The 24,886-nt window shown below is 73.6% G+C and carries 23 protein-coding genes and 1 tRNA gene; 11 read left to right on the top strand and 13 right to left on the bottom strand.

Annotation, left to right across the window (positions count from 1 at the left end; all coding sequences use genetic code 11):
* Positions 1-207: 207 nt before the first annotated feature.
* Together AD017_RS09775 and glmU are read right to left on the bottom strand one after the other, a co-directional pair.
* The gene (locus AD017_RS09775) at positions 208-1,188 is read right to left on the bottom strand and encodes a ribose-phosphate diphosphokinase (protein WP_010232607.1); all 981 of its coding nucleotides are present in this window, start codon (positions 1,186-1,188) and stop codon (positions 208-210) included.
* The gene (glmU, locus tag AD017_RS09770; protein ID WP_255358495.1) at positions 1,185-2,672 is read right to left on the bottom strand and encodes a bifunctional UDP-N-acetylglucosamine diphosphorylase/glucosamine-1-phosphate N-acetyltransferase GlmU; all 1,488 of its coding nucleotides are present in this window, start codon (positions 2,670-2,672) and stop codon (positions 1,185-1,187) included. The genes AD017_RS09775 and glmU overlap by 4 nt, the downstream gene beginning before the upstream one ends.
* A gap of 402 nt (positions 2,673-3,074) precedes the next feature.
* On the opposite strand from glmU, the gene AD017_RS09765 reads away from it, so the two are divergent.
* Positions 3,075-3,671 carry a L,D-transpeptidase gene (locus tag AD017_RS09765; protein ID WP_060574004.1) on the top strand — a complete coding sequence of 199 codons (597 nt, stop codon included), beginning with the start codon at positions 3,075-3,077 and terminating at the stop codon, positions 3,669-3,671.
* A 117-nt stretch (positions 3,672-3,788) separates the two neighbouring features.
* A complete protein-coding gene (locus AD017_RS09760) occupies positions 3,789-4,232 on the top strand; it encodes an OsmC family peroxiredoxin (RefSeq protein ID WP_010234715.1) in 444 nt (147 codons plus the stop codon).
* A gap of 85 nt (positions 4,233-4,317) precedes the next feature.
* On the opposite strand, the gene AD017_RS09755 is transcribed toward AD017_RS09760, so the two are convergent.
* The 4 genes from AD017_RS09755 to AD017_RS09740 form a co-directional block, all read right to left on the bottom strand.
* The gene (locus AD017_RS09755) at positions 4,318-5,037 is read right to left on the bottom strand and encodes a LuxR C-terminal-related transcriptional regulator (RefSeq protein ID WP_060574003.1); all 720 of its coding nucleotides are present in this window, start codon (positions 5,035-5,037) and stop codon (positions 4,318-4,320) included.
* Positions 5,034-5,528 (bottom strand): hypothetical protein, encoded by a 495-nt coding sequence (locus AD017_RS34465; RefSeq protein ID WP_060574002.1) that lies wholly within the window; start codon positions 5,526-5,528, stop codon positions 5,034-5,036. The genes AD017_RS09755 and AD017_RS34465 overlap by 4 nt, the downstream gene beginning before the upstream one ends.
* 381 nt (positions 5,529-5,909) lie before the next feature.
* The gene (locus AD017_RS09745) at positions 5,910-6,671 is read right to left on the bottom strand and encodes a GAF and ANTAR domain-containing protein (protein WP_060574001.1); all 762 of its coding nucleotides are present in this window, start codon (positions 6,669-6,671) and stop codon (positions 5,910-5,912) included.
* Positions 6,672-7,072: 401 nt separating this feature from the next.
* Positions 7,073-7,143 (bottom strand) — tRNA-Gln (locus AD017_RS09740).
* A 196-nt stretch (positions 7,144-7,339) separates the two neighbouring features.
* Between AD017_RS09740 and AD017_RS09735 the strand changes: the two genes are divergently transcribed.
* From AD017_RS09735 to AD017_RS09715, 5 genes are all read left to right on the top strand, one after another.
* Complete coding sequence (locus tag AD017_RS09735; protein ID WP_369821667.1) at positions 7,340-8,587, top strand: methyltransferase domain-containing protein; 1,248 nt, start codon at positions 7,340-7,342, stop codon at positions 8,585-8,587.
* A 4-nt stretch (positions 8,588-8,591) separates the two neighbouring features.
* Positions 8,592-9,431 (top strand): sugar phosphate nucleotidyltransferase, encoded by an 840-nt coding sequence (locus AD017_RS09730; protein WP_010224485.1) that lies wholly within the window; start codon positions 8,592-8,594, stop codon positions 9,429-9,431.
* Between the two features lie 58 nt (positions 9,432-9,489).
* Entirely contained in the window at positions 9,490-10,179 is a 690-nt protein-coding gene (locus tag AD017_RS09725; RefSeq protein ID WP_010224486.1) for a PIG-L deacetylase family protein, read from the top strand.
* 29 nt (positions 10,180-10,208) lie between these two features.
* Positions 10,209-11,237: an NAD(P)-dependent oxidoreductase gene (locus AD017_RS09720; RefSeq protein ID WP_010224487.1), complete on the top strand. Its 1,029-nt coding sequence runs from the start codon at positions 10,209-10,211 to the stop codon at positions 11,235-11,237.
* 64 nt (positions 11,238-11,301) lie between these two features.
* Complete coding sequence (locus tag AD017_RS09715) at positions 11,302-11,571, top strand: DUF2277 domain-containing protein (protein WP_060574000.1); 270 nt, start codon at positions 11,302-11,304, stop codon at positions 11,569-11,571.
* A gap of 90 nt (positions 11,572-11,661) precedes the next feature.
* Here AD017_RS09715 and AD017_RS09710 read toward each other — a convergent pair whose 3' ends face one another.
* The 3 genes from AD017_RS09710 to AD017_RS09700 are packed head-to-tail and all read right to left on the bottom strand — an operon-like array spanning position 11,662 to position 13,822.
* On the bottom strand, positions 11,662-12,066 hold the full coding sequence (locus AD017_RS09710) for a RidA family protein (RefSeq protein ID WP_010224489.1): 405 nt from the start codon (positions 12,064-12,066) through the stop codon (positions 11,662-11,664).
* Complete coding sequence (locus AD017_RS09705) at positions 12,063-12,827, bottom strand: IclR family transcriptional regulator (RefSeq protein WP_010224490.1); 765 nt, start codon at positions 12,825-12,827, stop codon at positions 12,063-12,065. Before AD017_RS09705 ends, AD017_RS09710 begins: the two co-directional genes overlap by 4 nt.
* Positions 12,824-13,822: a sugar kinase gene (locus tag AD017_RS09700; RefSeq protein ID WP_060573999.1), complete on the bottom strand. Its 999-nt coding sequence runs from the start codon at positions 13,820-13,822 to the stop codon at positions 12,824-12,826. The genes AD017_RS09705 and AD017_RS09700 overlap by 4 nt, the downstream gene beginning before the upstream one ends.
* 122 nt (positions 13,823-13,944) lie before the next feature.
* Between AD017_RS09700 and AD017_RS09695 the strand changes: the two genes are divergently transcribed.
* The 3 genes from AD017_RS09695 (at position 13,945) to AD017_RS09685 (ending at position 18,360) form a co-directional block, all read left to right on the top strand.
* Positions 13,945-15,213, top strand: a complete 1,269-nt coding sequence (locus AD017_RS09695; RefSeq protein WP_060573998.1) for an alanine racemase — start codon at positions 13,945-13,947, stop codon at positions 15,211-15,213.
* Positions 15,213-16,808 carry an amidohydrolase family protein gene (locus AD017_RS09690; protein ID WP_060573997.1) on the top strand — a complete coding sequence of 532 codons (1,596 nt, stop codon included), beginning with the start codon at positions 15,213-15,215 and terminating at the stop codon, positions 16,806-16,808. Before AD017_RS09695 ends, AD017_RS09690 begins: the two co-directional genes overlap by 1 nt.
* 76 nt (positions 16,809-16,884) lie before the next feature.
* Positions 16,885-18,360 (top strand): GntP family permease, encoded by a 1,476-nt coding sequence (locus AD017_RS09685; protein ID WP_060573996.1) that lies wholly within the window; start codon positions 16,885-16,887, stop codon positions 18,358-18,360.
* Between the two features lie 4 nt (positions 18,361-18,364).
* Here the strand turns inward: AD017_RS09685 and AD017_RS09680 are convergent, their stop codons facing one another.
* The 4 genes from AD017_RS09680 to AD017_RS09665 form a co-directional block, all read right to left on the bottom strand.
* Entirely contained in the window at positions 18,365-18,667 is a 303-nt protein-coding gene (locus AD017_RS09680) for a nitrile hydratase accessory protein (RefSeq protein WP_029239168.1), read from the bottom strand.
* Complete coding sequence (gene nthB / locus AD017_RS09675; protein ID WP_060573995.1) at positions 18,654-19,313, bottom strand: nitrile hydratase subunit beta; 660 nt, start codon at positions 19,311-19,313, stop codon at positions 18,654-18,656. Before nthB ends, AD017_RS09680 begins: the two co-directional genes overlap by 14 nt.
* Positions 19,310-19,891 carry a nitrile hydratase subunit alpha gene (nthA, locus tag AD017_RS09670; protein WP_060573994.1) on the bottom strand — a complete coding sequence of 194 codons (582 nt, stop codon included), beginning with the start codon at positions 19,889-19,891 and terminating at the stop codon, positions 19,310-19,312. Before nthA ends, nthB begins: the two co-directional genes overlap by 4 nt.
* Before the next feature lie 164 nt (positions 19,892-20,055).
* A complete protein-coding gene (locus AD017_RS09665; protein WP_033198676.1) occupies positions 20,056-20,937 on the bottom strand; it encodes a hypothetical protein in 882 nt (293 codons plus the stop codon).
* A gap of 311 nt (positions 20,938-21,248) precedes the next feature.
* Here AD017_RS09665 and mfd point away from each other — a divergent pair, with 311 nt between their 5' ends.
* Entirely contained in the window at positions 21,249-24,875 is a 3,627-nt protein-coding gene (mfd, locus tag AD017_RS09660; protein ID WP_060576324.1) for a transcription-repair coupling factor, read from the top strand.
* Positions 24,876-24,886: the final 11 nt, after the last annotated feature.

Below are 24,886 nucleotides of genomic sequence, written 5' to 3'. Positions count from 1 at the left end.
CTGCGGATGGAGGCGCGCGGCGAGGAGCCGACCGGGATCGGTTCACGTCGATCACGGCGGGTCAAGGTGCACCCGCCCTCGCCGCGGAGATGGCGGAAGTCTACGCGACGCCCTCCACTACACGTCCGGGCCCCCGCCCGCAACGGCGAACGGCGCCCCACCACGAAGGTGGAGCGCCGTCCGGGGACCGCCGGGATCAGGCGTCGGTCAGGCGTTGCCGTCGAACAGGCTGGTCACCGAGCCGTCCTCGAAGACCTGGTGGATCGCCTCGGCCAGCAGCGGCGCGATCGGCAGGACGGTCATCTTGTCGAAGCGCTTCTCGGCCGGGATCGGCAGCGAGTCGGTGAAGATCACCTCGTCGGCGCCGCAGTTGGCGAGGCGCTCGGTGGCCGGGCCGGAGAGCACGCCGTGCGTCGCCGCGACGACGACCTTGGTCGCGCCCTCCTTCAGCAGCACCTCGACCGCCTTCGCCACCGTGCCACCGGTGTCGATCATGTCGTCGATGACCACGCAGCAGCGGCCCTCGATCTCGCCGACGACCCGGTTCGCGACCGCCTCGTTCGGCTTCAGCGGGTCGCGGGTCTTGTGGATGAACGCCAGCGGGGTCCCGCCGAGGGTGTCGGCCCAGCGCTCGGCGAGCCGCACGCGACCCGAGTCGGGCGAGACGACCGCGAAGTTCTCGTCCGGCCGGGTGTCCTTGATGTGCTGCGCCAGCACGGGCAGCGCGAACAGGTGGTCCACCGGGCCGTCGAAGAAGCCCTGGATCTGCGAGGTGTGCAGGTCCACGGTCAGGATCCGGTCGGCACCGGCGGTCTTGAACATGTCCGCGACGAGCCGGGCCGAGATGGGCTCGCGGCCGCGGTGCTTCTTGTCCTGGCGGGCGTAGCCCCAGAACGGCATGACGGCGGTGATCCGCTTGGCCGAACCGCGCTTCAGCGCGTCGACCATGATCAGCTGCTCCATGATCGCGTCGTTGATCGGGGCGGAGTGCGCCTGGATCACGAACGCGTCGCTGCCGCGGACCGACTCCTCGAAGCGGCAGAAGATCTCTCCGTTGGCGAAGGAGTACGCCGACTGCGGAGTGACCGTGACGTCGAGCTCCTTGGCCACGTGGTCGGCCAGCTCCGGGTGCGCCCTCCCCGAGAAGAGCATCATGTTCTTCTTCGGCGTGCCTGCGATCGCGCTCACCGTGCGGTGCCTCCTCGGCTGAGGTCTCTGTTGTCGCTGTTGTCGCTGTTGTTCCCGGCGTCGTGGTCGACGCCGCCGGATGTGCCGTCGCCGGCCGGGCCGGAGCCCGCCCGTTCGGCCGCCTCGGCGGCCGGGGTGCCCGGGCGCTTGCGGGTCACCCACCCCTCGATGGTGCGCTGTGTCCCACCCGACACCGCGAGCGCCCCCGGCGGGACGTCCGACCGGAGCACCGTCCCGGCTCCGGTGTAGGCGCCGTCCCCGACCGTGACCGGGGCGATGAACATGGTGTCGGAGCCGGTCCGGACGTGCGAACCGATCGTCGTCCGCTGCTTGCGGACGCCGTCGTAGTTCACGAACACCGACGAGGCGCCGATGTTGCTCATCTCGCCGATCGACGCGTCCCCGACGTAGGTCAGGTGCGGCACCTTGCTGCCCGCGCCGATGTCGGCGTTCTTGACCTCGACGAAGGTGCCGATCTTGCCCCGGGCTCCGAGCCGGGCGTGCGGGCGCAGGTACGCGAACGGGCCGACCGAGGCGCCCTCGCCGATCTCGGAGTCCGAGCCGTGGGTCCGGACGACCGTCGCGCCGGCCCCGACCGCGCAGGCGGTCAGCGTGGTGTCCGGGCCGATCTCGGCTCCCTCGCCGACGGTGCACGCGCCGTGCAGCTGCGTCCCCGGGTGCAGGACGACGTCGGTCCCCAGCTCCACCTGGACGTCCACCCACGTCGTGGCCGGGTCGACGACGGTGACGCCGGCGAGCATCCAGCCGCGCAGCACCCGGCGGTTCAGCTCGGCCCGCAGCTCCGCCAGCTGCACCCGGTCGTTGACGCCCCGCAGCAGCCACTCGTCGTCGCAGCGGACGGCGTGCACCGTCCGCCCGCCGGCGACGGCGCTCTCGACCAGGTCGGTCAGGTACAGCTCCTGCTGCTCGTTGTGCGCGGCGAGCCCCGTGACGCCCGCGCGCAGGAACTCCGCGTCGAAGGCGTAGACCCCGGAGTTGACCTCGCCGATGGCCCGCTGCTCCGGCCCGGCGTCGGAGTGCTCGACGATCGCCGTCACCGCACCGGCCGGGCCGTCGCGCACGATCCGCCCGTACCCGGTGGGATCGGCGGGCTCGCCGGTCAGCAGGGTCACGGCCGCCGCGTGCCGCTCGTGCTCGGTCACCAGCGACGACAGCGTCGTGGAGTCGAGCAGCGGGACGTCGCCGTAGGTCACCAGCACGGTGCCGGTCAGGTCCGCCGGGAGCGCGGTCAGGCCGCAGCGCACCGCGTCGCCGGTGCCGAGCATCTGCTCCTGCACGGCGGTCGCGACCTCGCGGCCGAGTTCCCCGGAGAACCCGGTGACGGCACCGGCGACCCGCTCGCGCTGGTGCCCCACGACGACCACCAGGTGCTCCGGCCGGACACCCGCCACGGCGTGCAGCGCGTGCCCGAGCATGGGCCTGCCGCCGAGGGGGTGCAGGACCTTGGGGGTCGCCGAGCGCATCCGGGAGCCGGCGCCTGCGGCGAGGACCACCCCCGCGGCGACCGCGGCGCGGGCGGGGTCGGTCGGTCCCCCGTCGTCGCCCTGATGGGGGTCGGGCATGTTCGGTTCCTCCTGCTGGGGTCCACCGCCGCCCGTCCGGGCGGCCCGTGCGCTCAGCCACACGACAGGGGGTCGGCGTGGACCGGCCCGCCGTGACGGAAGGGAATCGTACGGGGCCCGGCCGGGACGTCCCCGGCCCCTCACGGGAGGGGCGCCGCGTCCTACCCACGGTGACCGGCACACCCCGTTCGGGTGGCCTCGTCGAAGATCAAACCTTCGGGTGGTAACCGCCGCCGCGAGGTGTCGTTCAACCGGGCACGCGGCCGGAGTCCGGGCCGTGACCGGAGTGACGACAGGAGTGCGATGACGCGCGAGGTCGGGGGACGCCGCCGGCGTTCCCGCGTGGTGACGGTCCTGGCCACAGTGGTGGCCCTGGCTCTCGGCGTGCTGCTCGCCGGGCTGGTCGGGACGGCGTCGGCCGCGCCGCCGGAGGGCCCGGACGATCACGGTGACCGCGGGCGCGGGTCGTCGCAGGACGGCGGCGGCGAGGGCGGCGAGGGCGGCGGTGACGGCGGCTCGGACGCCCGGGCCGAGGGCCGCACCGAGGGCACCCCGTGCAGCACCGAGGCGCGCGCGTGCGTCGACCGCGCCGGCCGGAAGGCCTGGCTGATCAAGGACGGGCGGATCGAGGTCGGCCCGGTGCCCGCGGCGCCGGGCGGGCAGGGGCAGTCGACCCCGCTCGGCACCTTCCAGGTCGAGTGGAAGAACCGGGACCACCGCAGCGCGGAGTTCGACAACGCGCCGATGCCGTTCGCGGTGTTCTTCGCACCGGGCGGGATCGCCTTCCACGAGGGCAACGTGGACTCGCCGTCGGCGGGCTGCGTGCGCCTGGACCGGGCGAACGCCGAGCGCTGGTTCGGGGCGCTCCAGGTGGGCGACCGGGTCGAGATCCGGGAGTGACCTGCCGCCCGGTGGCCCGGCGCGTTTCGGCGCGACGGCCACCGGGAACGGAGTGGACGGAAGCGCGGCCGGGCCATCCGGTTGTGCACAACTGATTCCGATCCGCCTGGAGGCACGATGCCCACCCGCAGCGCTCGCACCGCCTGGAACGGCACGCTCGAGGAGGGTTCCGGTCAGGTCGAGCTGAGCAGCTCGAAGATCGGCACCTACGAGGTCAGCTTCCCGAAGCGCTCCGCCGAGGAGGCGAACGGCAACACCTCGCCCGAGGAGCTGATCGCCGCGGCCCACTCCGCCTGCTTCGCGATGCAGCTGTCGGCGAACGTGGCCGAGGCCGGCGGGACGCCCGAGTCGCTCGAGGTGTCCGCGGACGTCTCGCTCGGGCCGGACAAGGACAACGGTGGCTTCAAGCTCACCGGCATCACGCTGAAGGTCCGCGGCGAGGTCACCGGCCTCGACGACGACGGGTTCCAGCAGGCGGCCCGCGCCGCCAAGGACGGCTGCCCGGTCTCGAAGGCGCTGACCGGCGTCCGGATCGACCTGGACGCCGCACTCGAGGGCTGAGCCCGGAGCACACCCTCGCCGAGATGCGGCTCAGCGCGATTCGTCGATCACCGGACGACGCTGAGCCGCATCTCGGCGGGTCCGGTCACGTGCCGGACCACTCGCGGCTGCGTTTGCGGGCGCGGGAGTACACCGCCACCGCCTCGAGCTGCGAGGTGACCTGCAGCTTCGTCCGGATCGAGCCGATCTGCGTGCGGACCGTGGCGAGCGAGACGACCAGGGTGTCCGCGATCGTCCGGGCCCGGTGACCCGCCGCGAGCATGGCGAGGACCTGGTGCTCGCGCGGGGTCAGCGTGGCGAGCCGGGCGTCGTCCTGGAGGGCCCGGTTCCGGTGGGTCAGGAAGTGCCGGACGAGGTCCTCCCGGCGGGCCGACGACAGCGGGCTCCGGCCGTTGCGGGCCTGCTGGACGGCCTCCAGCAGCGCCTTCAGCGGTTCGCGCTTGGACACCCAGAGGTAGCCGCCCGCGTCGAGCGCCGCCCCGATCCGCACGGCGTCCGAGCTGCCGGTCAGCACGATGACCCGCCAGCCCGCCGCCGTCAGGTCGGGGATCAGCGTCGCGACGTCGATCCGGTTCCCGAACTCGTCGTGCCCCAGGTCGAGCTCGAGCACGACGATCCCCTCGCCGTGCCGGGTCAGCCGCCGCACGGTCTCGAGGGACCGGGGCGGGTAGAACGCGGCCCGCTCGCCCGCCGACTGCAGCTCCATCGCGAGCGCGGTGCCCACGAGCTCGTGGGTGTCGACCACGAGGACGGGCCGGGCGAGGGTGTCGCCCGTCGGCGAGGGCCGGGACGCCGTGCCGGTCACCGCCGGGCCCCCGGGCCGGGGACCGCCCGCCGCCGTGCGGGCCCGACCCCGGCGAGGAAGACCGGCACGTGGTCGGCGCCGCAGGGGTGCCAGGCCCGCACGACGACGTCGCGCTCGCCCAGCACCCGGACGGCCACGGCCTGCGCGACCCGGGCCGGTGCCCCGTGCCCGGCGCCGCGCGCGGCCAGCGTGATCGACCAGCTCCGCACCCGGCCGTTCCACGCCTGCAGCTCCCAGCCGCGTTCGTGCACGTGACCGGAGTCCGCCATCCGGTCGTGGACCAGCAGGTAGGTCGCCGGGCCGGGCTCCGCGGACCGCCGGGCGTCCGGCTCCGGGCCGGGATCGTCGTCGTGTCCGGGGGGTCTGCGCCCCGGTACGGGGATGCGGCGCAGGACGTGCGCCGCCGCGTCCCGCGGCCGGGGGAGCCGGCGGAGTCTGCGGCGCTGGAGGTGGTCCGTGGCGGGGTCGAGTGGTGGGTGCGACCCGTGCATGCGTTCTCCCTGGTCGTCTCCGGTGACCGCGGTGGCGGCGACGCCGCTCCTGGGCGGTCGTCGTCGCCGGTCCGCTACGAGCGGCTCGGGAGGCGGGGTGGTCCGGTGCCGGCGGGGAGCGGTGTCCGGTCCTTCCCGGCAGGGGGTACCGGCGCGGGGTGTGGCTCCGCCGCGAGGATCTGCACGGGTGTCCGCCGCACGGGTCCCTCCGTGTCCGCGCACGGGGTACCGGTCCGGTTCCGGGCGCGCTCGTCGACTGTGTCCTACAGCCGCCGGGGTCCGGGGCGGGTCGGAAAATACTGCTCCGCGGAGGCGGCGCCCGGTACCCCCTTTCGTGGGTTCACGCCCTGAACGGCGGGGCGGCGGCCCTGCGGCAGAGGGTCAGGCGGTCCCCTCGGACGGCGTCATCGTCGCGGTGTCGAGGGTGCCCTCGACGACGCCGCGCGCCACGTCCGAGAGCCGGGTGCTGGTGGAACGGGCGTACGCCCGCAACCGGCCGAACGCCTCGTCCATGCCGATACCGCCGCGCTCGGCCAGCACACCCTTGGCCTGCTCGATGACCACCCGGCTGGTCAGGGCGGCCTGCAGCTGCTCGGTCAGCAGGTCCCGCTCCCGGGACGCCCGGTCGGACAGGATGCCGATCGTGGCGACGTCGGCCAGCGCCTGCCCGACGGCCAGGTCGCCCGCGGGCATGGCCGTCGGGGCGTGGTGGAACAGGTTGAGGGCGCCGATCGTGCTGCCGCGCCAGCGCATCGGGAGCGCGTGGACGGCCCGGAACCCGGAGGCCACCGCGCGACCGCCGAAGGCCGGCCACCGGGGGTCGCCGCCGAGGTCCGGGGCGCGCACCAGGGCGCTGCTGCGGAAGGACTCCAGGCACGGGCCCTGGTCGGTGTCGATCTGGAACCGCTCGAGCAGCGCGGCGACCTCGGTGGACGCGGAGACGGCCTGCAGCGCACCCCGCTGGTCGGTCAGGACCAGGCCCGCGGCGTCGGCCCGGAGCAGGGTGACGCAGTCCGAGCACAACCGTTCGAAGAGCTCGATCACGTCGTAGTCGTCGACCAGGGTGTCGGCGAGCCGGACGAACGCCTCGATCAGCGGCCGTTCCCGTTCCGGCGGCGCCGGCACGGGCGGTGACGGAGTCATCACATGTTCCCCTCGATGCCGTGCTCGGTCGGGTCGATCTCGGTGAGACCGGGCTGCCGCGATCCGTCCGCGACAGCCGCAGCCGGCGGGCGACGACGTCCGTGGCGATCCGGCCGGGCTCCGGTCCGGTCATGAAGGTGGCAGCCCGCGGGCCTGCCAGGGCCGAACCGTCCGGACCGGCCTCCTGCCGGCGACGTCCCACCTGACGGCTCCGCAGCCATGGTGTCGCGATCGGCGCTGTCGGGCAACGTCCGGGCGGCGACGTCGGGCGCTCGGGGGGCCCCGGAGATCCCGCAGGTCGGGGCGCCGTACCCGGGAGGGCGACCGCGGCTCGGCCGGACGCCGGAGCCGCACCACCCGGACGGCCACGCCGGGCTCCCGCGCCCGCGTCGTCGTGCGTGCTCCACCGCCAGGATTCGAACCTGGACCATCGGAACCAAAATCCGAGGTGCTGCCGTTACACCACGGTGGATCGTGCGGTTCATCGTGGCACGGCCGGTTCCGGGCCCCCGCGGCGCACCTCGCCCGACGGTTGCTTTGCGATGCTCCATCTCACGGACAAACACCCACTATCGGGCGATGTGACCCCGGGCGCGGTGCCCGCGCGTCGAGTTGACAGACTTCCGTCCGTGCTGAACACGGATGCTTCCAGTGAGGTGGGCGAGCCGGTGACGTCGCAACTGTCCGGCACCACCGTCACGTGCCGTCTGTGCGGTTCGACGGACCTGCGCAGCTTCTGCGACCTCGGCGCGACACCGCCGTGCGAGCTGTTCCTGACCGCCGAGACGGCCGAGCGTCCGGAGACGACGTACCCGCTGCACGTGCGGGTCTGCAACTCCTGCCTGCTGGCCCAGCTGCCGCCGGAGATCTCTCCGGAGGAGACGTTCGAGGAGTACGCGTACTTCTCGTCGTTCAGCTCGTCCTGGGTGGAGCACGCCCGTCGTTTCGTGGACTCCGCCGTCGTCCGCGCGGGACTCGGCACCGGCTCGTTCGTCGTCGAGGTCGCCTCGAACGACGGCTACCTGCTGCAGCACGTCGTCGCCCGCGACATCCGCTGCCTCGGTGTGGAGCCGAGCGTCAACGTCGGCGAGGCGGCCCGCGGCAAGGGTGTCCCGACGCTCACCGCGTTCCTCACCCCGGAGACCGGCGCCCGGGTCCGCGCCGAGCACGGCCCGGCGGACCTGGTGTGCGGGAACAACGTGTTCGCCCACATCCCCGACGTCGTCGGCTTCGCGCAGGGCCTCCGCGCCATGGTCGCCGACGACGGCTGGGTCTCGATCGAGGTCCAGCACCTGCTCACGCTGGTCGAGCGCAAGCAGTTCGACACGATCTACCACGAGCACTTCCAGTACTACACGCTGCTCACCGGGCAGCGGGCGCTCGCGGCGGGCGGCCTGACCCTGGTCGACGTCGAGCTGCTCGACACCCACGGCGGCTCGATCCGCATGTGGGCGCGTCCCGCCGACGTCGCGGGCGAGCCGTCGGAGCGCGTGCGCGAGGTGCTCGCGGCCGAGGAGGCCGCCGGCCTGCACACCCCGGAGGGCCACGACGGGTTCTCCGAGGCCGTCTCCACCATCCGCGACGACCTGGTGTCCTTCCTCGTCGACGCCCGCCGCCGGGGCAAGCGGGTCGTCGCCTACGGCGCGCCGGGCAAGGGGAACACCCTGCTGAACTACTGCGGGATCCGGCCGGACCTGCTCGAGTACACGGTGGACCGGAACCCGTACAAGCACGGCCGGCTGACGCCGGGCACCCGGATCCCGATCCACGCCCCGGAGCGGATCGCGCAGGACCGCCCCGACCACGTGCTCGTCCTGCCCTGGAACCTGCGCACCGAGCTGACCGAGCAGCTGTCCTACGTGCACGAGTGGGGCGGCACGCTGGTCTTCCCGATCCCGTCGCTCGAGGTGGTGTGACGCCGTGAAGGTCGTCCTGTTCTGTGGTGGTTACGGCATGCGGATGCGCGACGGCGCGTCCGATCTCCCGAAGCCGATGCACCCGGTGGGCCCGCGCCCGCTGATCTGGCACGTGATGCGCTACTACGCCCACTTCGGGCACACGGACTTCGTCCTGTGCCTGGGCTACGGCGCGCACCACATCAAGAACTACTTCCTCAACTACGACGAGACCGAGTCCAACGACTTCGTCCTGCACCAGGGCGAGGTCGAGCTCATGGGCAGCGACATCCAGGACTGGAACATCACGTTCGTCCACACCGGCCTGGACTCGCCGATCGGTGAGCGGCTGCGCCGGGTCAAGGCCATCGTCCAGGACGACGAGATGTTCCACGCGAACTACGCCGACGTCCTCACCGACGCCCCGCTGGACACGATGGTCGAGCAGTTCACCCGCTCCGACGCCGTCGGCCAGCTGATGGCCGTGCCGCCGCAGTCGGCCTTCCACTGCGTCGACGTGTCCGACGACGGCACGCTCGACTCGATCACCACGCTCCAGGAGATGCCGCTCTGGGAGAACGGCGGCTACCTCATGTTCCGGCCCGAGGTGTTCGACTTCCTCGAGAAGGACTGCGACCTGATCGGCGACGTCTGCGCCCCGCTGGCCCGCAAGGGCCGCATGTCGGCGTACCGGCACCGCGGGTTCTGGCAGCCGGCCGACACGGTCAAGGAGCGCAACGCGCTCGAGGCCGCCTACCAGGGCGGCACCCGGCCGTGGATGCTGTGGGAGGCACACGGCACCGACCGCGACCCGCTGCAGGCCGCGATCGCCGAGATGCACCGCAGCAGCCACCAGCGCGACTGAGCGACGCCCGCGCAGCGACCATGGACACCCACGCGCGAGTCCGGGGGGACGAGAAACCGTGCTGAACCTGCTGCCCGAGCGGCTGGACCGCATCCTGCTGCTCGGCGCGCACTGCGACGACATCCCGATCGGGGCGGGCGGCACGCTCCTGGAGCTGTGCCGCGCCTACCCGGGGGTGAACGTGACCGCACTCGTCCTCACCGGGGCCGGGTCGCTGCGCGAGGAGGAGGAGCGGGCCGCGCTCGCCGCCTTCACCCCCGGCGCGAACCTCGAGGTCGTCGTCATGGACCTGCCCGACGGCCGCGTACCGCAGCACTGGGAGCGGGCCAAGATGGCGCTGGAGGACCTGCGCACCCGGGGCGAGCCCGACCTCGTCATCGGGCCGTCGCCGCACGACGCGCACCAGGACCACCGGACGCTCGCGCAGATGATCCCGACGGCCTACCGGGACCACCTGACGCTCGGCTACGAGATCCTCAAGTGGGAGGGCGACCTCGCCCAGCCGTCGGTCTACCTCCCGCTGTCCGAGCCGGTGCTCGGCGAGAAGATCGCGAAGCTGAACGAGCACTACGGTTCCCAGCGGGACCGCACCTGGTTCGACGACGAGACGTTCCGCGGGATCGCCCGGGTCCGCGGCGTGCAGTGCCACGCCCGGTACGCCGAGGCGTTCCACGTCCAGAAGCTGACGCTGTCCGTCGCCCCGATCGCCGGATCGGAGCCGGCGCCCGGCTTCGGCACCGGGCCGTGACACCCCACCGACCTACTGAAGGGACCACCATGCGGGTACTGCTCACCGGACATCAGGGCTACCTGGGGACGGTGATGGCACCGCTCCTCGCCTCGGCCGGCCACGACGTCACCGGGCTCGACTCCGGGCTGTTCGCCTCGTGCGTCCTGGGCAGCCTGGACACCCCCGACGTCGAGGGCTTCCCGACCGACCTCCGCGACGTCACCGTCGAGCAGCTCCGGGGCTTCGACGCCGTCGTCCACATGGCGGCGCTGTCGAACGACCCGCTCGGCTCGCTGGCCCCGGAGATCACCTACGACATCAACCACCACGCCTCCACCCGGCTGGCGCGGCTGTCGAAGGAGGCCGGTGTCGGGCGGTTCGTCTACGCCTCCACCTGCTCGGTCTACGGCGCCCAGTCCGGCGACGACCTCGTCGACGAGGACGCCCCGCTGAAGCCGGTCACCCCGTACGCGATCTCCAAGGTCCGCGTCGAGGACGACCTGGCCGAGCTCGCCGACGCCGACTTCGTGCCGGTCTCGATGCGCAACGCGACCGCGTTCGGCTTCTCGCCGCGGCTGCGCGCCGACATCGTGCTGAACAACCTGGTCGGCCGGGCGATCCTCACGAACGAGGTCACCGTCCTGTCCGACGGCACCCCGTGGCGCCCGCTCGCGCACGCCGAGGACATCGCCGGTGCGGTCGTCGCCGCGCTGGACGCCCCCGCCGACGTCGTCCGGGCCCGGGCCTACAACGTGGGCACCGAGAAGAACAACCGGACCGTCGCCGAGATCGCCCAGGCGGTCATCGACGCCGTCCCCGGCTCGACGCTGAACATCACCGGCGAGGCGGGCAACGACCCGCGGTCGTACCGGGTCGACTTCGCCCGCGCCCGCAAGGAGCTCGGTTTCGAGGCCGGCTGGACCATCCCGGCCGGTGCCGAGCAGCTCGCGACCGAGTACAAGGCCCGGGGCCTCACCCAGGACGCCTTCGACAACTCCTTCACCCGGCTCGCGGTGCTCAACGCGCGGCAGGCTGCGGGGGAGCTCGACGGGGGGATGCACGTCATCGGCGGCTGACGCCGCCCGTGAGTGGTTATCGTGGCCCTGACCGCGATAACCACTCACGAGCGCCGGAGGCGCCATGTGCCGCAACATCCGGACGTTGCACAACTTCGAGCCGCCGGCGACCGTCGACGAGGTGGACGCGGCCGCGCTCCAGTACGTCCGCAAGATCTCCGGTTCGGCGAAGCCGTCGCAGGCCAACGCCGAGGCGTTCGAGAAGGCGGTGTCGCTGGTCGCGGCGGCGACCCGCGAACTGCTGGACGGTCTGACCACGACCGCCCCGCCGAAGGACCGTGAGGTGGAGGCGGCCAAGGCCCGGGCCCGCGCCGAGGTGCGCTACGCCCGCTGACCGGCCCCCGCGCCCGACGGGCATGACGTGCCGGTGGTCCCGGCCACCGGAACGTCACGCCGGGCGGGCGGGTCCGCCGAACCGTGGGCCCTACTCCGCGGGGACCGCCAGGGCGTCGATCTCGACGAGCATCTCCTCGCGGGGCAGGCCGGCGATCACCGTCGTGCGGGCGGGCAGGTTCCCGTCCGGGACGTGCCGGGACACGAACTCGCCGTACGCGGTGTTCATGTCCGCGAAGTGCGCGCGATCGGTGAGGTAGACCCGGAACATCAGGACGTCGGCGACCGAGGACCCGCCGGCCTCCAGGATCGCCCGGACGTTCTCCAGCGTCCGCAGCGTCTGCGCCTGGACGTCACCCGGGGCGATGTAGGTGGCGGTGGCCGGGTCCATCGGTCCCTGACCGGAGACCTGCAGCAGGCCGCCCTTGCGGATCGCCTGGCTGAAGGTGTGCGCCGGGGCCGGCGCGTCCGGGGTGGAGACGACGGTCGTGCTCATGGGGAGGGTTCCTCTCGGGTCGGGCGCCAGCCGTGCTCCCGGGAGATCGTCCCGGTCACGGCCAGCAGTGACGGGACCAGCTCGATCAGCTGGTCGTAGGTGGCGACGATGCTCGGCACGGACACCGAGACGGCCGCCACCACGGTTCCGGCCGGTCCGCGGACCGGCGCCCCGATGCAGTTGATCGAGGGCTCGTTCTCCTCGCGGTCCTGTGCCCAGCCCTGCTCGCGGACACGGGCGAGCTCGGCCCGGTAGGCGCCGCGGTCGGTGATCGTGGCGGGTGTGCGGGCGGTGAGGTCCGCGCCGTCGAGCACCCGGTCCACCGCGGCCGGGGTGAGGTCGGCCAGCAGGACCTTCCCGGCCGCCGTCGAGTGCACCGGGCCGCGGAGCCCGACCCGGGACGCCATGCGCACGTGGTCGTGCGACTCCAGCTTGTCGATGTAGACGATCTCGCTGCCGACCAGCTCGGACAGGTGCGTGGTGTGGCCGTGCGCGCGGTTGAACGCGAGCAGGTGCGGGGCGGCGATCGAGCGGACCTCGCGCTGGTCCAGCCCGCGGGAGGACAGCTCGAAGAGCCGGGACCCCAGGTGGTAGCGGTGCTGCCCGTCGCGGTGCACGAAGTGCTCGTCGCCGAGCGTGCGCAGCAGCCGCAGGACGGTCGTCTTGTGCACGTCCAGCCGGGTCGCCAGCTCGTCCAGCGACGCCGGTCCCTCGCCGAGGACGACCAGGATCCGCAGCGCCTTGCCCAGGCTGGTGCTCACGTGCGGACCCCCTCGACGACGCCGTCCGGGCCGACGCGCAGGCGCGCCCACGCGTCGTCGCCGAGGTCGAGCAGGCGGTCGGGCAGCGGGGCGGCCGAGTCGCCGGCGACGACGAGCACGGCCGCGGCACCGAGGTGTCCGCGGCGCAGGCAGCGGCCGACGTCCTCGCCGCGGACGAGCCCGGTGAGCAGGCCCGCGGCGAACGCGTCGCCCGCACCGACCGGCTCGACGACGTCGACCTGCAGTGCCGGGCGCGCGGTCACCGTGCCGTCGCGGTGCACGGCGACGGCACGGTCGGCGCCGTCCTTCAGCACCAGCAGCTCCGGACCCGGCAGCAGCGCCCGCAGCCCGGCCGGGTCGGCCGTGCCGAACACCCGGAGCGCCTCGTCGCCGCCGGTCAGGACGATGTCCGCCCGGCCGGCGTGCGCGACGACCGTCGCCGGGTCGCCGCCGGGCCACATCTGCTCGCGCCAGTTCACGTCGAACGAGACCCGGTACGCCCGGGGCCGTTCCAGCAGCGCCGCCAGCGCGGCGGGGGAGACGGCCGAGGTGATCCCGCCGACGTGCAGCCACGACGCCGACGCCAGCCGGTCCCGGATGCCCGGCCGTTCCCGCAGGTCCGGTCCGGCGGCGGAGGCCGCGGACCCCGCCCGCCGGTAGTGCATCCGGGTCCGCGGGCCGTCGGGGCCGGGCTCGGTGGACTTCGCGTAGCGACCGGTCGGCCGTGCGGGGTCGGTCTCGATCCCACTCGTGTCCACGGCCGCGGCGGCGAGCGCGCGGGAGACGAGGGCGCCGTGCGGGTCGTCGCCGAGACGGCCGACCCAGGCGACGGGCACCCCGGCCGCGGCGAGATCGAGCGCCACGTTCACCTCGGCGCCCGCGGCGCTCGCGGGGGCGGCCGGATCGTCGATCCCGCCGGGCCGGGACACCAGCGCCAGCGCCTCGCCGAAGCACACCACACCGCCCGTCGAGGGCCGCCGACCTGCGCTCTCCACTGCTCGAACTCCTTCGTCGCCGTTGACCCGGCCGTCGGGGCGATGCTAGAACGGCCGAACCGAAATACGCAACCAGTGCTGCAAAATACGCAACACACCAGTTCAGACGGGGGAACCAGCGGATGACGACGTCGACGGAGACCGGACTCCGGCTCGGATCGCTCGGGGCCGAGCGGCCCGGCCCGTTCGCCAAGTCGCTCCCGCCGCTCGACGGCACGGTCGCCGACTGGCTGTCCGGGGCGCCCCCGCTGTCCGCGCTCGCCACCCCGGTGCTGACGCTCGACGACGCCGCGCTGCACGCGAACGCCCGCCGGATGGCGGAGTGGTGCACCGGGCACGGCGTCGAGCTCGCCCCGCACGGCAAGACGACGATGGCGCCCGCCCTGTGGGACCTGCAGCTCCGCACCGGGTCGCGCGGCATCACCCTGGCGACCCCGTGGCAGGCGCTGGTGGCGATCGAGTTCGGGGTCCGGTGGGTCATGCTGGCGAACTCGCTGGTCGACCCCCGCGGGCTCCGCGCGGTGGCCGCCGCCCGCGACGCCGACCCGTCGCTCGAGGTCGTCAGCTGGGTCGACTCGGTCGACACGGTCGTCGCGATGGAGGCCGGGGCCGGGAGCCCGGAGCGGCCGCTCACCGTCGTCGTCGAGCTGGGGGCGCCGGGCGGCCGGACCGGGGCGCGGTCGGTGGCCGAGGCCGAGCGGGTCGCCGCGGCCGTCGTCGCCAGCCCGGTGCTGCGGCTCGGCGGGGTCGGCGGCTACGAGGGCGCGCTCGCCCACGATCCGTCACCGGAGTCGCTCGGCACCGTCCGGTCCTACCTCGACGACCTGGCCGAGCTGCACCGCAGGCTGCTGCCCGCCTACGAGACCGACGAGGTCGTCGTCACCGCGGGCGGCAGCGCGTACTTCGACCAGGTCGTCGAGGCCCTGGCCGGGCTCGCGGACGACCGCACCCGCGTCGTCCTGCGCTCGGGTGCCTACCTGGTGCACGACGACGGCTTCTACCGCGGCATCTCCCCGCTGGCCCGGGAGGGCGACCGGCCGTTCCGCTCGGCGATGCACGTCTGGGCCCGGGTGGTGTCCACACCGGAGCCGGGTCTCGCGCTGCTCGACGCCGGCAAGCGGGACGTGCCGTTCGACGAGGGCCTGCCCGAGCCGCAGCTGCTCGCCGACGACCTCGGGCGCCCGGCCCGCCCGCTCGCCGGGACGGTCACCGCGGTCAACGACCAGCACGCGTTCCTGCGGACCGACGAGCCGGTGACGGTCGGGCAGGTGGTGCGGCTCGGGCTGTCCCACCCGTGCACCGCCTTCGACAAGTGGCGCTGGATCCCGCTCCTGACCGGCGCCGACGACCCCGACCCCCGGGTCGCCGGCCTGGTCCGGACGTTCTTCTGATGCGCACGTTGCTGCGCGGCGGGACCGTCGTCGACGGGACCGGGGGGCCGCGCCACACCGCCGACGTCCTCGTCGACGGCGACCGGATCGCCGCGGTCGGTGACGGCGCGGGCGCCCGGCCGGACCGGGTCGTCGACGTGACCGGCATGGTCGTCGCACCCGGGTTCGTCGACATGCACGCCCACTCCGACCTGCGGCTCCTCACCGAGCCCGCGCACCTCGCGAAGATCTCCCAGGGCGTGACGACCGAGCTGCTCGGCCAGGACGGGCTGTCCTACGCCCCGGTCGACGACGACGTCCTCGCCACGCTCCGCCGCAAGATCGCCGGCTGGAACGGCGACCCCGGCCCGGACGCCTTCACCTGGCGCAGCGTCGCCGGGTACCTCGACCGGCTCGACGAGGGCGTCGCCGGGAACGCCGCCTACCTCGTCCCGCACGGCACGGTGCGTGCCCTGGTCTGCGGCTGGGACGACCGGCCCGCCCGCCCGGACGAGGTCGCGCGGATGGCCGACGTCGTCCGCACCGGCATGACCGAGGGCGCGGTCGGGCTCTCGGCGGGACTGACCTACACCCCCGGGATGTACGCCGACGGCGGCGAGCTCGTCGAGCTGTGCCGCGCGGTCGGCGAGCTGGGCGGGTTCTTCGCCCCGCACCACCGCAGCTACGGGGCCGGCGCCCTGGAGGCGTACGCCGAGATGATCGACGTCGCCGACCGGTCCGGCTGCGCGCTGCACCTGTCGCACGCGACGCTCAACTTCGGGCCGAACCGCGGCCGGGCCGGTGAGCTGATCGCGATGCTGGACGCGGCGATCGCCGGCGGCATCGACGTCACCCTGGACACCTACCCGTACCTGCCCGGCGCGACGACGCTGTCGGCGATCCTGCCGAGCTGGGCCCAGTCCGGCGGGCACGAGGCGACCCTCGGGCGGCTGCGCGACCTGGCCGCGCTCGCCCGGATCCGGGAGGACCTGGAGGTGCACGGCTCGGACGGCTGCCACGGCGTCGTCGCCGAGTGGGACACCATCGAGATCAGCGGCGTCACGGACCCGGGGCTGGCCGGGTACGTAGGGCGCACCGTCGCGGAGATCGCCGGGCCGGACGACCCGTTCGACGTCTGCGTCGATCTCCTGCTGCGCGACGACCTCGGCACCGGGATCCTGCAGCACGTCGGGCACGAGGAGAACGTCCGCGCGATCATGCGCCATCCCCGGCACACCGGCGGCAGCGACGGGCTGCTCGCCGGGGCGAAGCCGCACCCGCGGGCCTGGGGGACCTTCCCGCGCTACCTCGGGCACTACTGCCGCGAGCTCGGCCTGTTCTCCCTGGAGGAGTGCGTCGCGCACCTGACGGGGCGGGCCGCGGACCGGCTGCGGCTGGCCGACCGCGGGTACGTCCGCGCGGGCCTCGCCGCCGATCTCGTCGTGTTCGACCCGGACGCGGTCGCCGACACCGCGACCTTCGCCGACCCGGCCCAGCAGGCCGCCGGCATCCCGTTCGTACTGGTGAACGGGACCTTCGCGATCGACGAGGGCGAGCGGACCGCCGCCCTCGCGGGCCGGGCCCTGCGCCGCCGTGCGGACGGGAGCACGTCGTGACCTGCGCCCCCTTGCTCTGCACACCGCCACGCACCACCCCCCGCCCGAGCACCGCCGCCCCGGCAGGAGAACCCCGATGACGGCCTTCCTCGACTGGCTGCAGAACGACACGTCCGGCCTGCTCACCCTGGCCGCGGCGAGCGTCGTGCTGCTCCTGCTGATGATCATGCGGTGGCGGCTGGAGCCGTTCGTCGCGCTGATCGTGACCGGTGTGCTGGTGGCGCTGGTCGCCGGCGTGCCGATCACCGACCTCGTCGGGACACCGATCTCGGCGTCGGACTCGCTGCTGGAGACCGGCTTCGCCGGGATCCTCGGTCACATCGCGCCGATCATCGGCCTGGGCACCGTGCTCGGGGCGATCATGGAGCGGTCCGGGGGAGCGGACGCGCTCACCGAGCGGCTGCTGCGGCTGTTCGGGCCGCGGGGCGCGCCGCTGGCGATGGGCGTCACCGGCGTCGTGCTCGGGATCCCGGTCTTCTTCGACATCGGGATCTTCGTGCTCGCCCCGCTGGTCTACGTCGCCGCCCGGCGCGGCGGCCGCTCGCTGGTGCTCTACGCGATGCCGATGCTCGCCGGCCTGTCGATGACGCACGCGTTCCTGCCGCCGCACCCCGGCCCCGTCACGGCGGGCGGCCTGCTCGGCGTCGGGATGGGCTGGATCATCGCGATGGGCCTGCTCTGCGGGATCCCGGCCTGGCTGGTCAGCGGCGTCTGGTGGGGTGCGTTCATCGGGAAGCGGGTGCTCGTCGACGTCCCCGAGGACGCCCCGGGCGCCGCCGGTCCGGCTGCGGGCACGGCCGGGGGCACGGAGTCCTCCCCGGACGGTGCCGGCGGTGCCACCCGCACCGCCGAGCGGGCGGAGGTGGCGACGACGCCGCGGCCGCCGTCGGTCGCCCTCATCGCACTGATCATCGCGGTGCCGATGCTGCTGATCCTCGGGGCCACGGTCGGATCGGTCGCACTGCCGGAGGGCACCGTCCTGCACGACGTCCTCGTCTTCCTGGGCACCCCGGCGATCGCGCTGACGATCAGCGTGCTCCTCGCGATGTACCTGCTCGGCGTGCGCCGCGGGACGTCGATGGCCGAGCTGAGCCGGATCTCCGGCGAGTCGCTGCGCCCGGTCGGGATGATCCTGCTCGTCGTCGGCGCCGGCGCGTTCTTCGGCAAGGTGCTGCAGGAGACCGGGGTCGGCGACGCGCTGGCCGGGTCGATGACGGCGATCGGGCTCCCGCTGATCGTGTCCGCCTACCTGATCAGCGCGGCGCTGCGGATCGCGCAGGGCTCGGCCACCGTCGCCATCGTGACGACGGCGGGGATCATCGGCCCGACCGTCGCCGCCGGTGGCTACTCGCAGCCGCAGATCGCGCTGATCGTCGTCGCGGTGTCGGCCGGGTCGATCGTCGCCAGCCACGTCAACGACGGCGGGTTCTGGATCGTCGCGAAGTACTTCAACATGTCGGTGAAGCAGACCCTGCTGACGTGGACGGTGCTCGAGACGATCCTGTCCGTCGTCGGGTTCGCCGCCGCCGGTCTGGTGTGGCTGGTCGTGTGAGCCGTCAGTGCCGCGGGTCGGCGTCGAGGCTGATCGGGGCCCCGTGCGGGGTCGCGGCAGCGGCGCGCAGCCAGGCATCGGTGCGCTCGTCGACCGAGCCGGGATCGGTGAGGCCGTGCTCGGTGAGCAGCTCCTCCAGCGCGGCGAGCCAGGCGTCCCAGTAGTCCCGGCCGTCCTCGAGCTCGGCGCCGAGGGTCTCGGCGAAGTCCTGCCGGTCGAGGACGCCGCGGTCCTGCAGCGACACCGCCAGCGCGAACACCTGGGCCTGCCAGGGCTCGTCGAACACCGGGCCGTCAGGCGGGCTCAAGGTAGCTCTCCCAGGCGTCGACCGAGACCGACGACGTCGGGTCGGCGTCGGGCCCCCACAGCTCCGGTCCGGTGAAGACGACGGTGTAGAGCTGCTCGGGGGCCTCGCCGTGGCCGTGTGCGCGTGAGTCGGGCAGCACGTGCGCCCCGCGCCGTGTCTCGACGACCCCGCAGCGGCCGCGGACGTAGCGGGGGAGCCGGGTGTGCCCGCGCGGGTGCACCACCCGGGCCCGGACCCGGTCGCCGGGGGCGAACCGCGGGCCGGCGGGCTCGTCGCGCAGGGTCGGTGCGCCGGTGGCCAGCACCTCGGCGGTCTCGGCCGCGCCGAGCGGGGCCGGGGTGGCGACGCCCGGGCGCAGCGACCGGCCCGAGGCGAGCTCGTCTTCGCCGACGAGGCCGTGCGCGACGAGGAGCTTCTCGGTCGCCGCCAGCCAGATCTCGTAGTAGGTCAGGTTCAGGTAGAGCGGCGGCGGGAGCGACTCGCGGGCGTGCCGGGACTCGTCGATCGACCAGCCGCCGGGCCGGGCCGCGGCCAGGGTCAGCGCCAGCACGAGCGGCTCCCAGTCCGCGTGGAACCGGACGTCCTCGGGCTCGGGCTCGACCGGGCCGAACCCCATCGCCCCGCCGAGGTCGTGCGCGCCGTTCACGCCGTCGCCACGCGGGTGCCGATCATGGAGTCGCGGGAGACGATCGCGGCGAGGTCGTCGGCGGACCAGCCGTCGGTGCCGGGCGGGCGCTGCGGGACGACGAGGTAGCGCAGCTCCGAGGTGGAGTCGTGCACCCGGATCGCGACGTCGTCGCCGAGGACGGTGCCGAAGTCGGCGAGCACCCCGCGCGGGTCGAGCACCGCCCGCGACCGGTAGGCCGGGGACTTGTACCAGACCGGGGGCAGTCCCAGGACCGGCCAGGGATAGCAGGAGCACAGCGTGCAGACGACGAGGTGGTGCTCGTCGTGGGAGTTGAAGACCGCCGCGAGGTGCTCGCCGCCGCGGCCGCCGTAGCCGAGCTCGGCGACGGCCGACGTCGCGTCCTCCGCGAGCCTCCGGGCGAAGCCGGGGTCGGTCCACGCCCGGGCGACGACGTGTGCGCCGTTCCGCGGCCCGACCCGGTGCTGGTAGGTCTCGATGATCTCGTCGAGTGCGTCCGGGTCGACGTACCCCTTCTCGACGAGGATCGACTCGAGCGCCCGTACCCGGGCGTCGACCGGCCGCAGCTCTCCCGACATCACCCTGACGCTAATCATGCGGGGGTCGTCCGTCGAGTGCCGTGTGCAGGTCACCGGGCCGTCGCCCGCGTGTCCCCCGCGAGTCACCGGCGTGTCGGCCGCCGGACGACGACGGCCCGGCACCGCGGAGGCGGTGCCGGGCCGTGCGTGCGGGAGGCAGGACGTCAGGCGTCCGCGAGCGCGGACTCGAACTCGTCCGCCTTGAGCGGGGCGAGGTCGGAGACCCGCAGGAAGTCGCCGAGGGTCGTGCCGGTCGCACCCGAGTCGACGTTCTTCGGCCCGCGGCCGGCCCGGACGTCGTCCAGGTTGATGGTGCGCAGGTCGTAGGAGAACCGCGTGACGTCGGAGGTGTTCGGTGCCGACGCGTGCAGGTGGTTCGACGAGAACATGAAGACGTCGCCGGACTGGCCCGCGATCCGGATCTCGCCGCGGGAGTCGAAGTCCTCCAGCGGGAGCGGGTGCGGGCGGGTGTCGGCGGTCTTGTTGTCCGCGGCGGCGGTGCGGTGCTTCGCGACCCACTCGTCGTAGTCGTACTGGTTCGAGCCGTTCTTCACCGGCTTGTCGAAGTAGTCGGTGTACATGCTCATGACGTTCTCGCCGACGACGTCGAAGACCGGCGTCCAGTAGTTCACGAGCTGCTGGGGGTGGCCGTACCACATGTCGCGGTGGGCCTTGTAGTTGTAGGAGACGCCCGCGGTCAGGAACTGGTCGGCGGGGATCACGCGCAGCCGGGGGATGTCGAAGTAGGTGCGTTCCGGGTCGACACCGAGGTCGATCGCGAACTGCTGGCACAGCTCCTTGGTGCGCTGCCCGTTGGTGAACTCGCCCTTGAGCGGCTCGACCCGGCGGATGAACTCGTCGACGTCCATCTCGTACTGCGCACGCTCGGGGTCCAGCTCGCCGAAGGCACGGGCGATCAGGTCCTTGGCGTGGTCGGCCAGGGCGTTCGCACCGCCGATGCCGGAGTAGAGGAAGAAGTTGCCCTGGAACAGGGACTCGCGGCGCTCGTCGTCGCCGATCCGGCGGTTCAGGTAGACCGTGATCAACGCGTGCTCCTCCGTGCGGGAGTCCGGGTACACCCCGGCTGACGAGGGCGGACGTTAGCGCACACGATCGGGTGGTCTTCTACGAAGGAGCGTAGTAGTCGGGTTCTGCGACGGGGTGTCGGAATCGTCCCGTTCGCGGTGCGGCAGCCGTCACCACCCGGCCCCGCCCGCGGTCACGGGGCCAGGCGTATCGTCGTCCTCCGGCACCCAGGCCCGGGCCCACCGTGAGGCCCGCGTCCCGGGCAGGGGTCTGTCCCGCGTCCCGCGCACCACCAGCCCCACCCCGAGGAGCCAGCGCCGCCGTGGCCATCCTGTCCGGTCTGCTCACCTCAGCACTGTCCGACACCGGCCTGCGGGCCGCGGTCGACGCCGCCCGTGCCGCGGACACCCGTACCGCCGAGACCCCGGCGGTGAGCGTCGAGGGTCCGGCCGCGCTCCGCCCGCTGCTCGTCTCCGGCCTCGCCGAGGACGGCTGCGTCCTGGCCGTGACCGCCACCGACCGGGAGGCCGAGGACCTGGCGGCCGCCGTGTCCGACCTGCTCGGGCACGGCGAGGCGCTGGACGCGGCCGCCGACACCGTGCACGACAGTGCCGGCGCGCCCGTCGTCGTGCTGCCGTCCTGGGAGACGCTGCCGCACGAGAAGCTGTCGCCCCGCCCGGACACCGTCGCCCGCCGGCTGACGATCTTCCACCGGCTCGCCTCGCCGGCGACCGCACCGCGGGTCGTCGTCACGGCGGCACGGAGCCTGATCCAGCCGGTCGCGCCCGGGCTGGGCGCGCTGGCGCCGGTCTCCCTCGCGGTCGGCGAGGAGCACGAGTTCGAGCAGCTGCTGGAGCGCCTGGTCGAGCTCGCCTACACCCGCGCCGAGATGGTGACGACCCGCGGTGAGTTCGCGGTGCGCGGCGGCATCCTCGACGTCTTCCCGCCGACCGCCGAGCACCCGGTACGCGTCGAGTTCTGGGGCGACGAGGTGTCGGAGATGCGCGCGTTCTCGGTCGCCGACCAGCGTTCGGTCGGCGAGGTCGGTCGGGTCGAGGTGCCGCCGTGCCGGGAGCTGCTGCTGACCGGGCCGGTCCGGCAGCGCGCCGCCGAGCTGGCCGCCGAGCAGCCCGAGACCGCGGGCCTGAACCGCAACCCGCTGCGCGAGCTGCTGGAGAAGCTGTCCGAGGGCATCCCCGGCGAGGGCATGGAGTCGCTGATCCCGGCCCTCGTGGGCGGCGAGATGCAGCTGCTGTCCGACCTGCTGCCCGCCGGGTCCCGCGTGCTGCTCGCCGACCCGGAGCGGATCCGCACCCGCTGCGCGGACCTGGTCCGGACCGGGCAGGAGTTCCTGGAGGCGTCCTGGCTGGCGACCGGGTCGGGCGGCGAGGCCCCGATCGACGTCTCCGGATCGGCCTACCGCGACCTCACCACGACCCTCGCGCAGTCCACCGCGACCGGACGCCCGGTGGTCTCGCTGTCCCCGCTGCTGTCCGGTGCCGACGACGTCGTCGTCCCGGCCGTGCACGAGATCGAGCCCTACCGCGGCGACACCGACCGCGCGATCACCGACCTGCGCGCGCACGTCGCCACCGGTGGCGCGGCCGTGCTGGTGCTGGCCGGGCAGGGCACCGCGGACCGCTCCCTGGAGCAGCTGCGCGACGCCGAGGTCCCGGCGTCCAAGGTGGACACCCTGCCGGACGCCCCGGAGAAGGGCGTCGTCACCGTCACCTGCGGCCGGGTGCTCAACGGCTTCACCGCCACCGAGGTCGGGCTCGTCCTGATCTCCGAGGCCGACCTCACCGGCAGCAGGGCCGGGCTCGACGCCGCCCCGCGCAAGACCACCCCGCGCCGCCGCAACGCCGTCGACCTGGCGGTGCTGCAGCCCGGCGACTACGTCGTCCACAACCAGCACGGCATCGGGCGCTTCGTCGAGATGAAGGAGCGCACCGTCCAGGGCGCCACCCGCGAGTACCTGGTGCTGGAGTACGCCAGCTCCAAGCGCGGGCAGCCCGCCGACCGGCTGTTCGTCCCGACCGACGCGCTCGACGAGATCAGCCGCTACGTCGGCGGCGAGCAGCCCTCGGTCAACAAGCTCGGCGGCGCGGACTGGGCGAAGACCAAGGGTCGCGCCCGCAAGGCGGTCAAGGACATCGCGGCCGGGCTGGTCCAGCTCTACGCGGCGCGGCAGGCGTCCCCGGGGCACGCCTTCGGCGCCGACACCCCGTGGCAGCGCGAGCTCGAGGACGCCTTCCCCTACACCGAGACCCCCGACCAGCTCTCGGCGATCGACGAGGTCAAGAAGGACATGGAGCGGCCGGTCCCGATGGACCGGGTGATCTCCGGCGACGTCGGTTTCGGCAAGACCGAGATCGCCGTCCGGGCCGCGTTCAAGGCGGTCCAGGACGGCAAGCAGGTCGCCGTCCTGGTGCCCACGACGCTGCTGGCGACCCAGCACCTCAACACCTTCGCCGAGCGGATGCGCCAGTTCCCGGTGACGGTCCGCGGGCTGTCCCGCTTCACCGACGCCGCCGAGGCGAAGGAGACGATCGACAAGCTGGCCGAGGGCACCGTCGACGTCGTCGTCGGGACCCACCGGCTGCTGCAGGGCGCGGTCCGCTGGAAGGACCTCGGCCTCGTGGTCGTCGACGAGGAGCAGCGGTTCGGCGTCGAGCACAAGGAGCACATCACCGCGCTGCGGGCGCACGTGGACGTCCTCACGCTGTCCGCGACGCCGATCCCGCGGACCCTGGAGATGAGCCTCGCCGGCATCCGGGAGATGTCGGCGATCACGACCCCGCCCGAGGACCGGCACCCGACCCTGACCTACGTCGGCGCCTACGACGACAAGCAGGTCGCCGCCGCCGTCCGCCGCGAGCTGCTGCGCGACGGCCAGGTGTTCTACGTGCACAACCGGGTCAGCTCGATCGACAAGGCGGCCAAGAACATCCAGGACCTCGTCCCGGAGGCCCGGGTCGCGGTCGCGCACGGCCAGATGAACGAGGAGCTGCTGGAGCGCACGGTCAACGCGTTCTGGCACCGCGAGTTCGACGTGCTGGTGTGCACGACGATCGTCGAGAACGGCCTGGACATCTCCAACGCCAACACGCTGATCGTCGAGCGCTCCGACACGCTCGGGCTCTCCCAGCTGCACCAGCTGCGCGGCCGGGTCGGCCGGGGCCGGGAGCGGGGCTACGCCTACTTCCTGTTCCCGCCCGCGCACCCGCTCACCGAGACCGCGCACGACCGGCTCGCCACCATCGCCCAGCACTCCGAGCTGGGCTCCGGTGCCGCCGTCGCCATGAAGGACCTGGAGATCCGCGGCGCGGGCAACATCCTGGGTGCCGAGCAGTCCGGGCACATCGCGGGCGTCGGGTTCGACCTCTACATCCGGCTGGTCGGGGAGGCCGTCGCGGCGTTCCGCAAGCAGGCGGGCGGGGAGACCGGGGCGTCGGTCGAGGACGAGCAGCTCGTCGAGGTGCGGGTGGACCTGCCGGTCGACGCGCACGTCCCGCACGACTACGTCGACGGCGAGCGCCTGCGCCTGGAGGTCTACCGCAAGATCGCCGAGGCGCCCGACGACGCGGCGCTGTCCGCGATCGTCGAGGAGCTGACCGACCGCTACGGCGAGCCGCCCACCCCGGTGCGGAACCTGCTGGAGGTGGCCCGGTTCCGGCAGCTCTGCCGTCGCCTGGGCGTCCGCGAGGTCGCCTCGGCCGGCACCCAGCTGCGGATCGGCCCGCTGCAGCTGCCGGACTCCGCGCAGCTCAGGCTCCGGCGGCTGTACCCGAAGGCGCAGTACAAGGCGGCCGCGCAGATCGTCACCGTGCCGAAGCCGGTGCAGGGCGGGCGGATCGGCGGATCGCCGGTGCGCGACGTCGAGCTGCTCGGCTGGTGCGCGGAGCTGCTGCTGCAGATCGTGCCGTCGTCGACCCCGGTGCACAGCTCGTCGGGCTGATCCCCGCACCG

It is taken from the genome of Pseudonocardia sp. EC080619-01 (assembly GCF_001420995.1).
GTDB lineage: Bacteria > Actinomycetota > Actinomycetes > Mycobacteriales > Pseudonocardiaceae > Pseudonocardia.
Note: the sequence above shows the minus strand (reverse complement) of the source record. Positions and strands in the feature narration are given on the sequence as shown.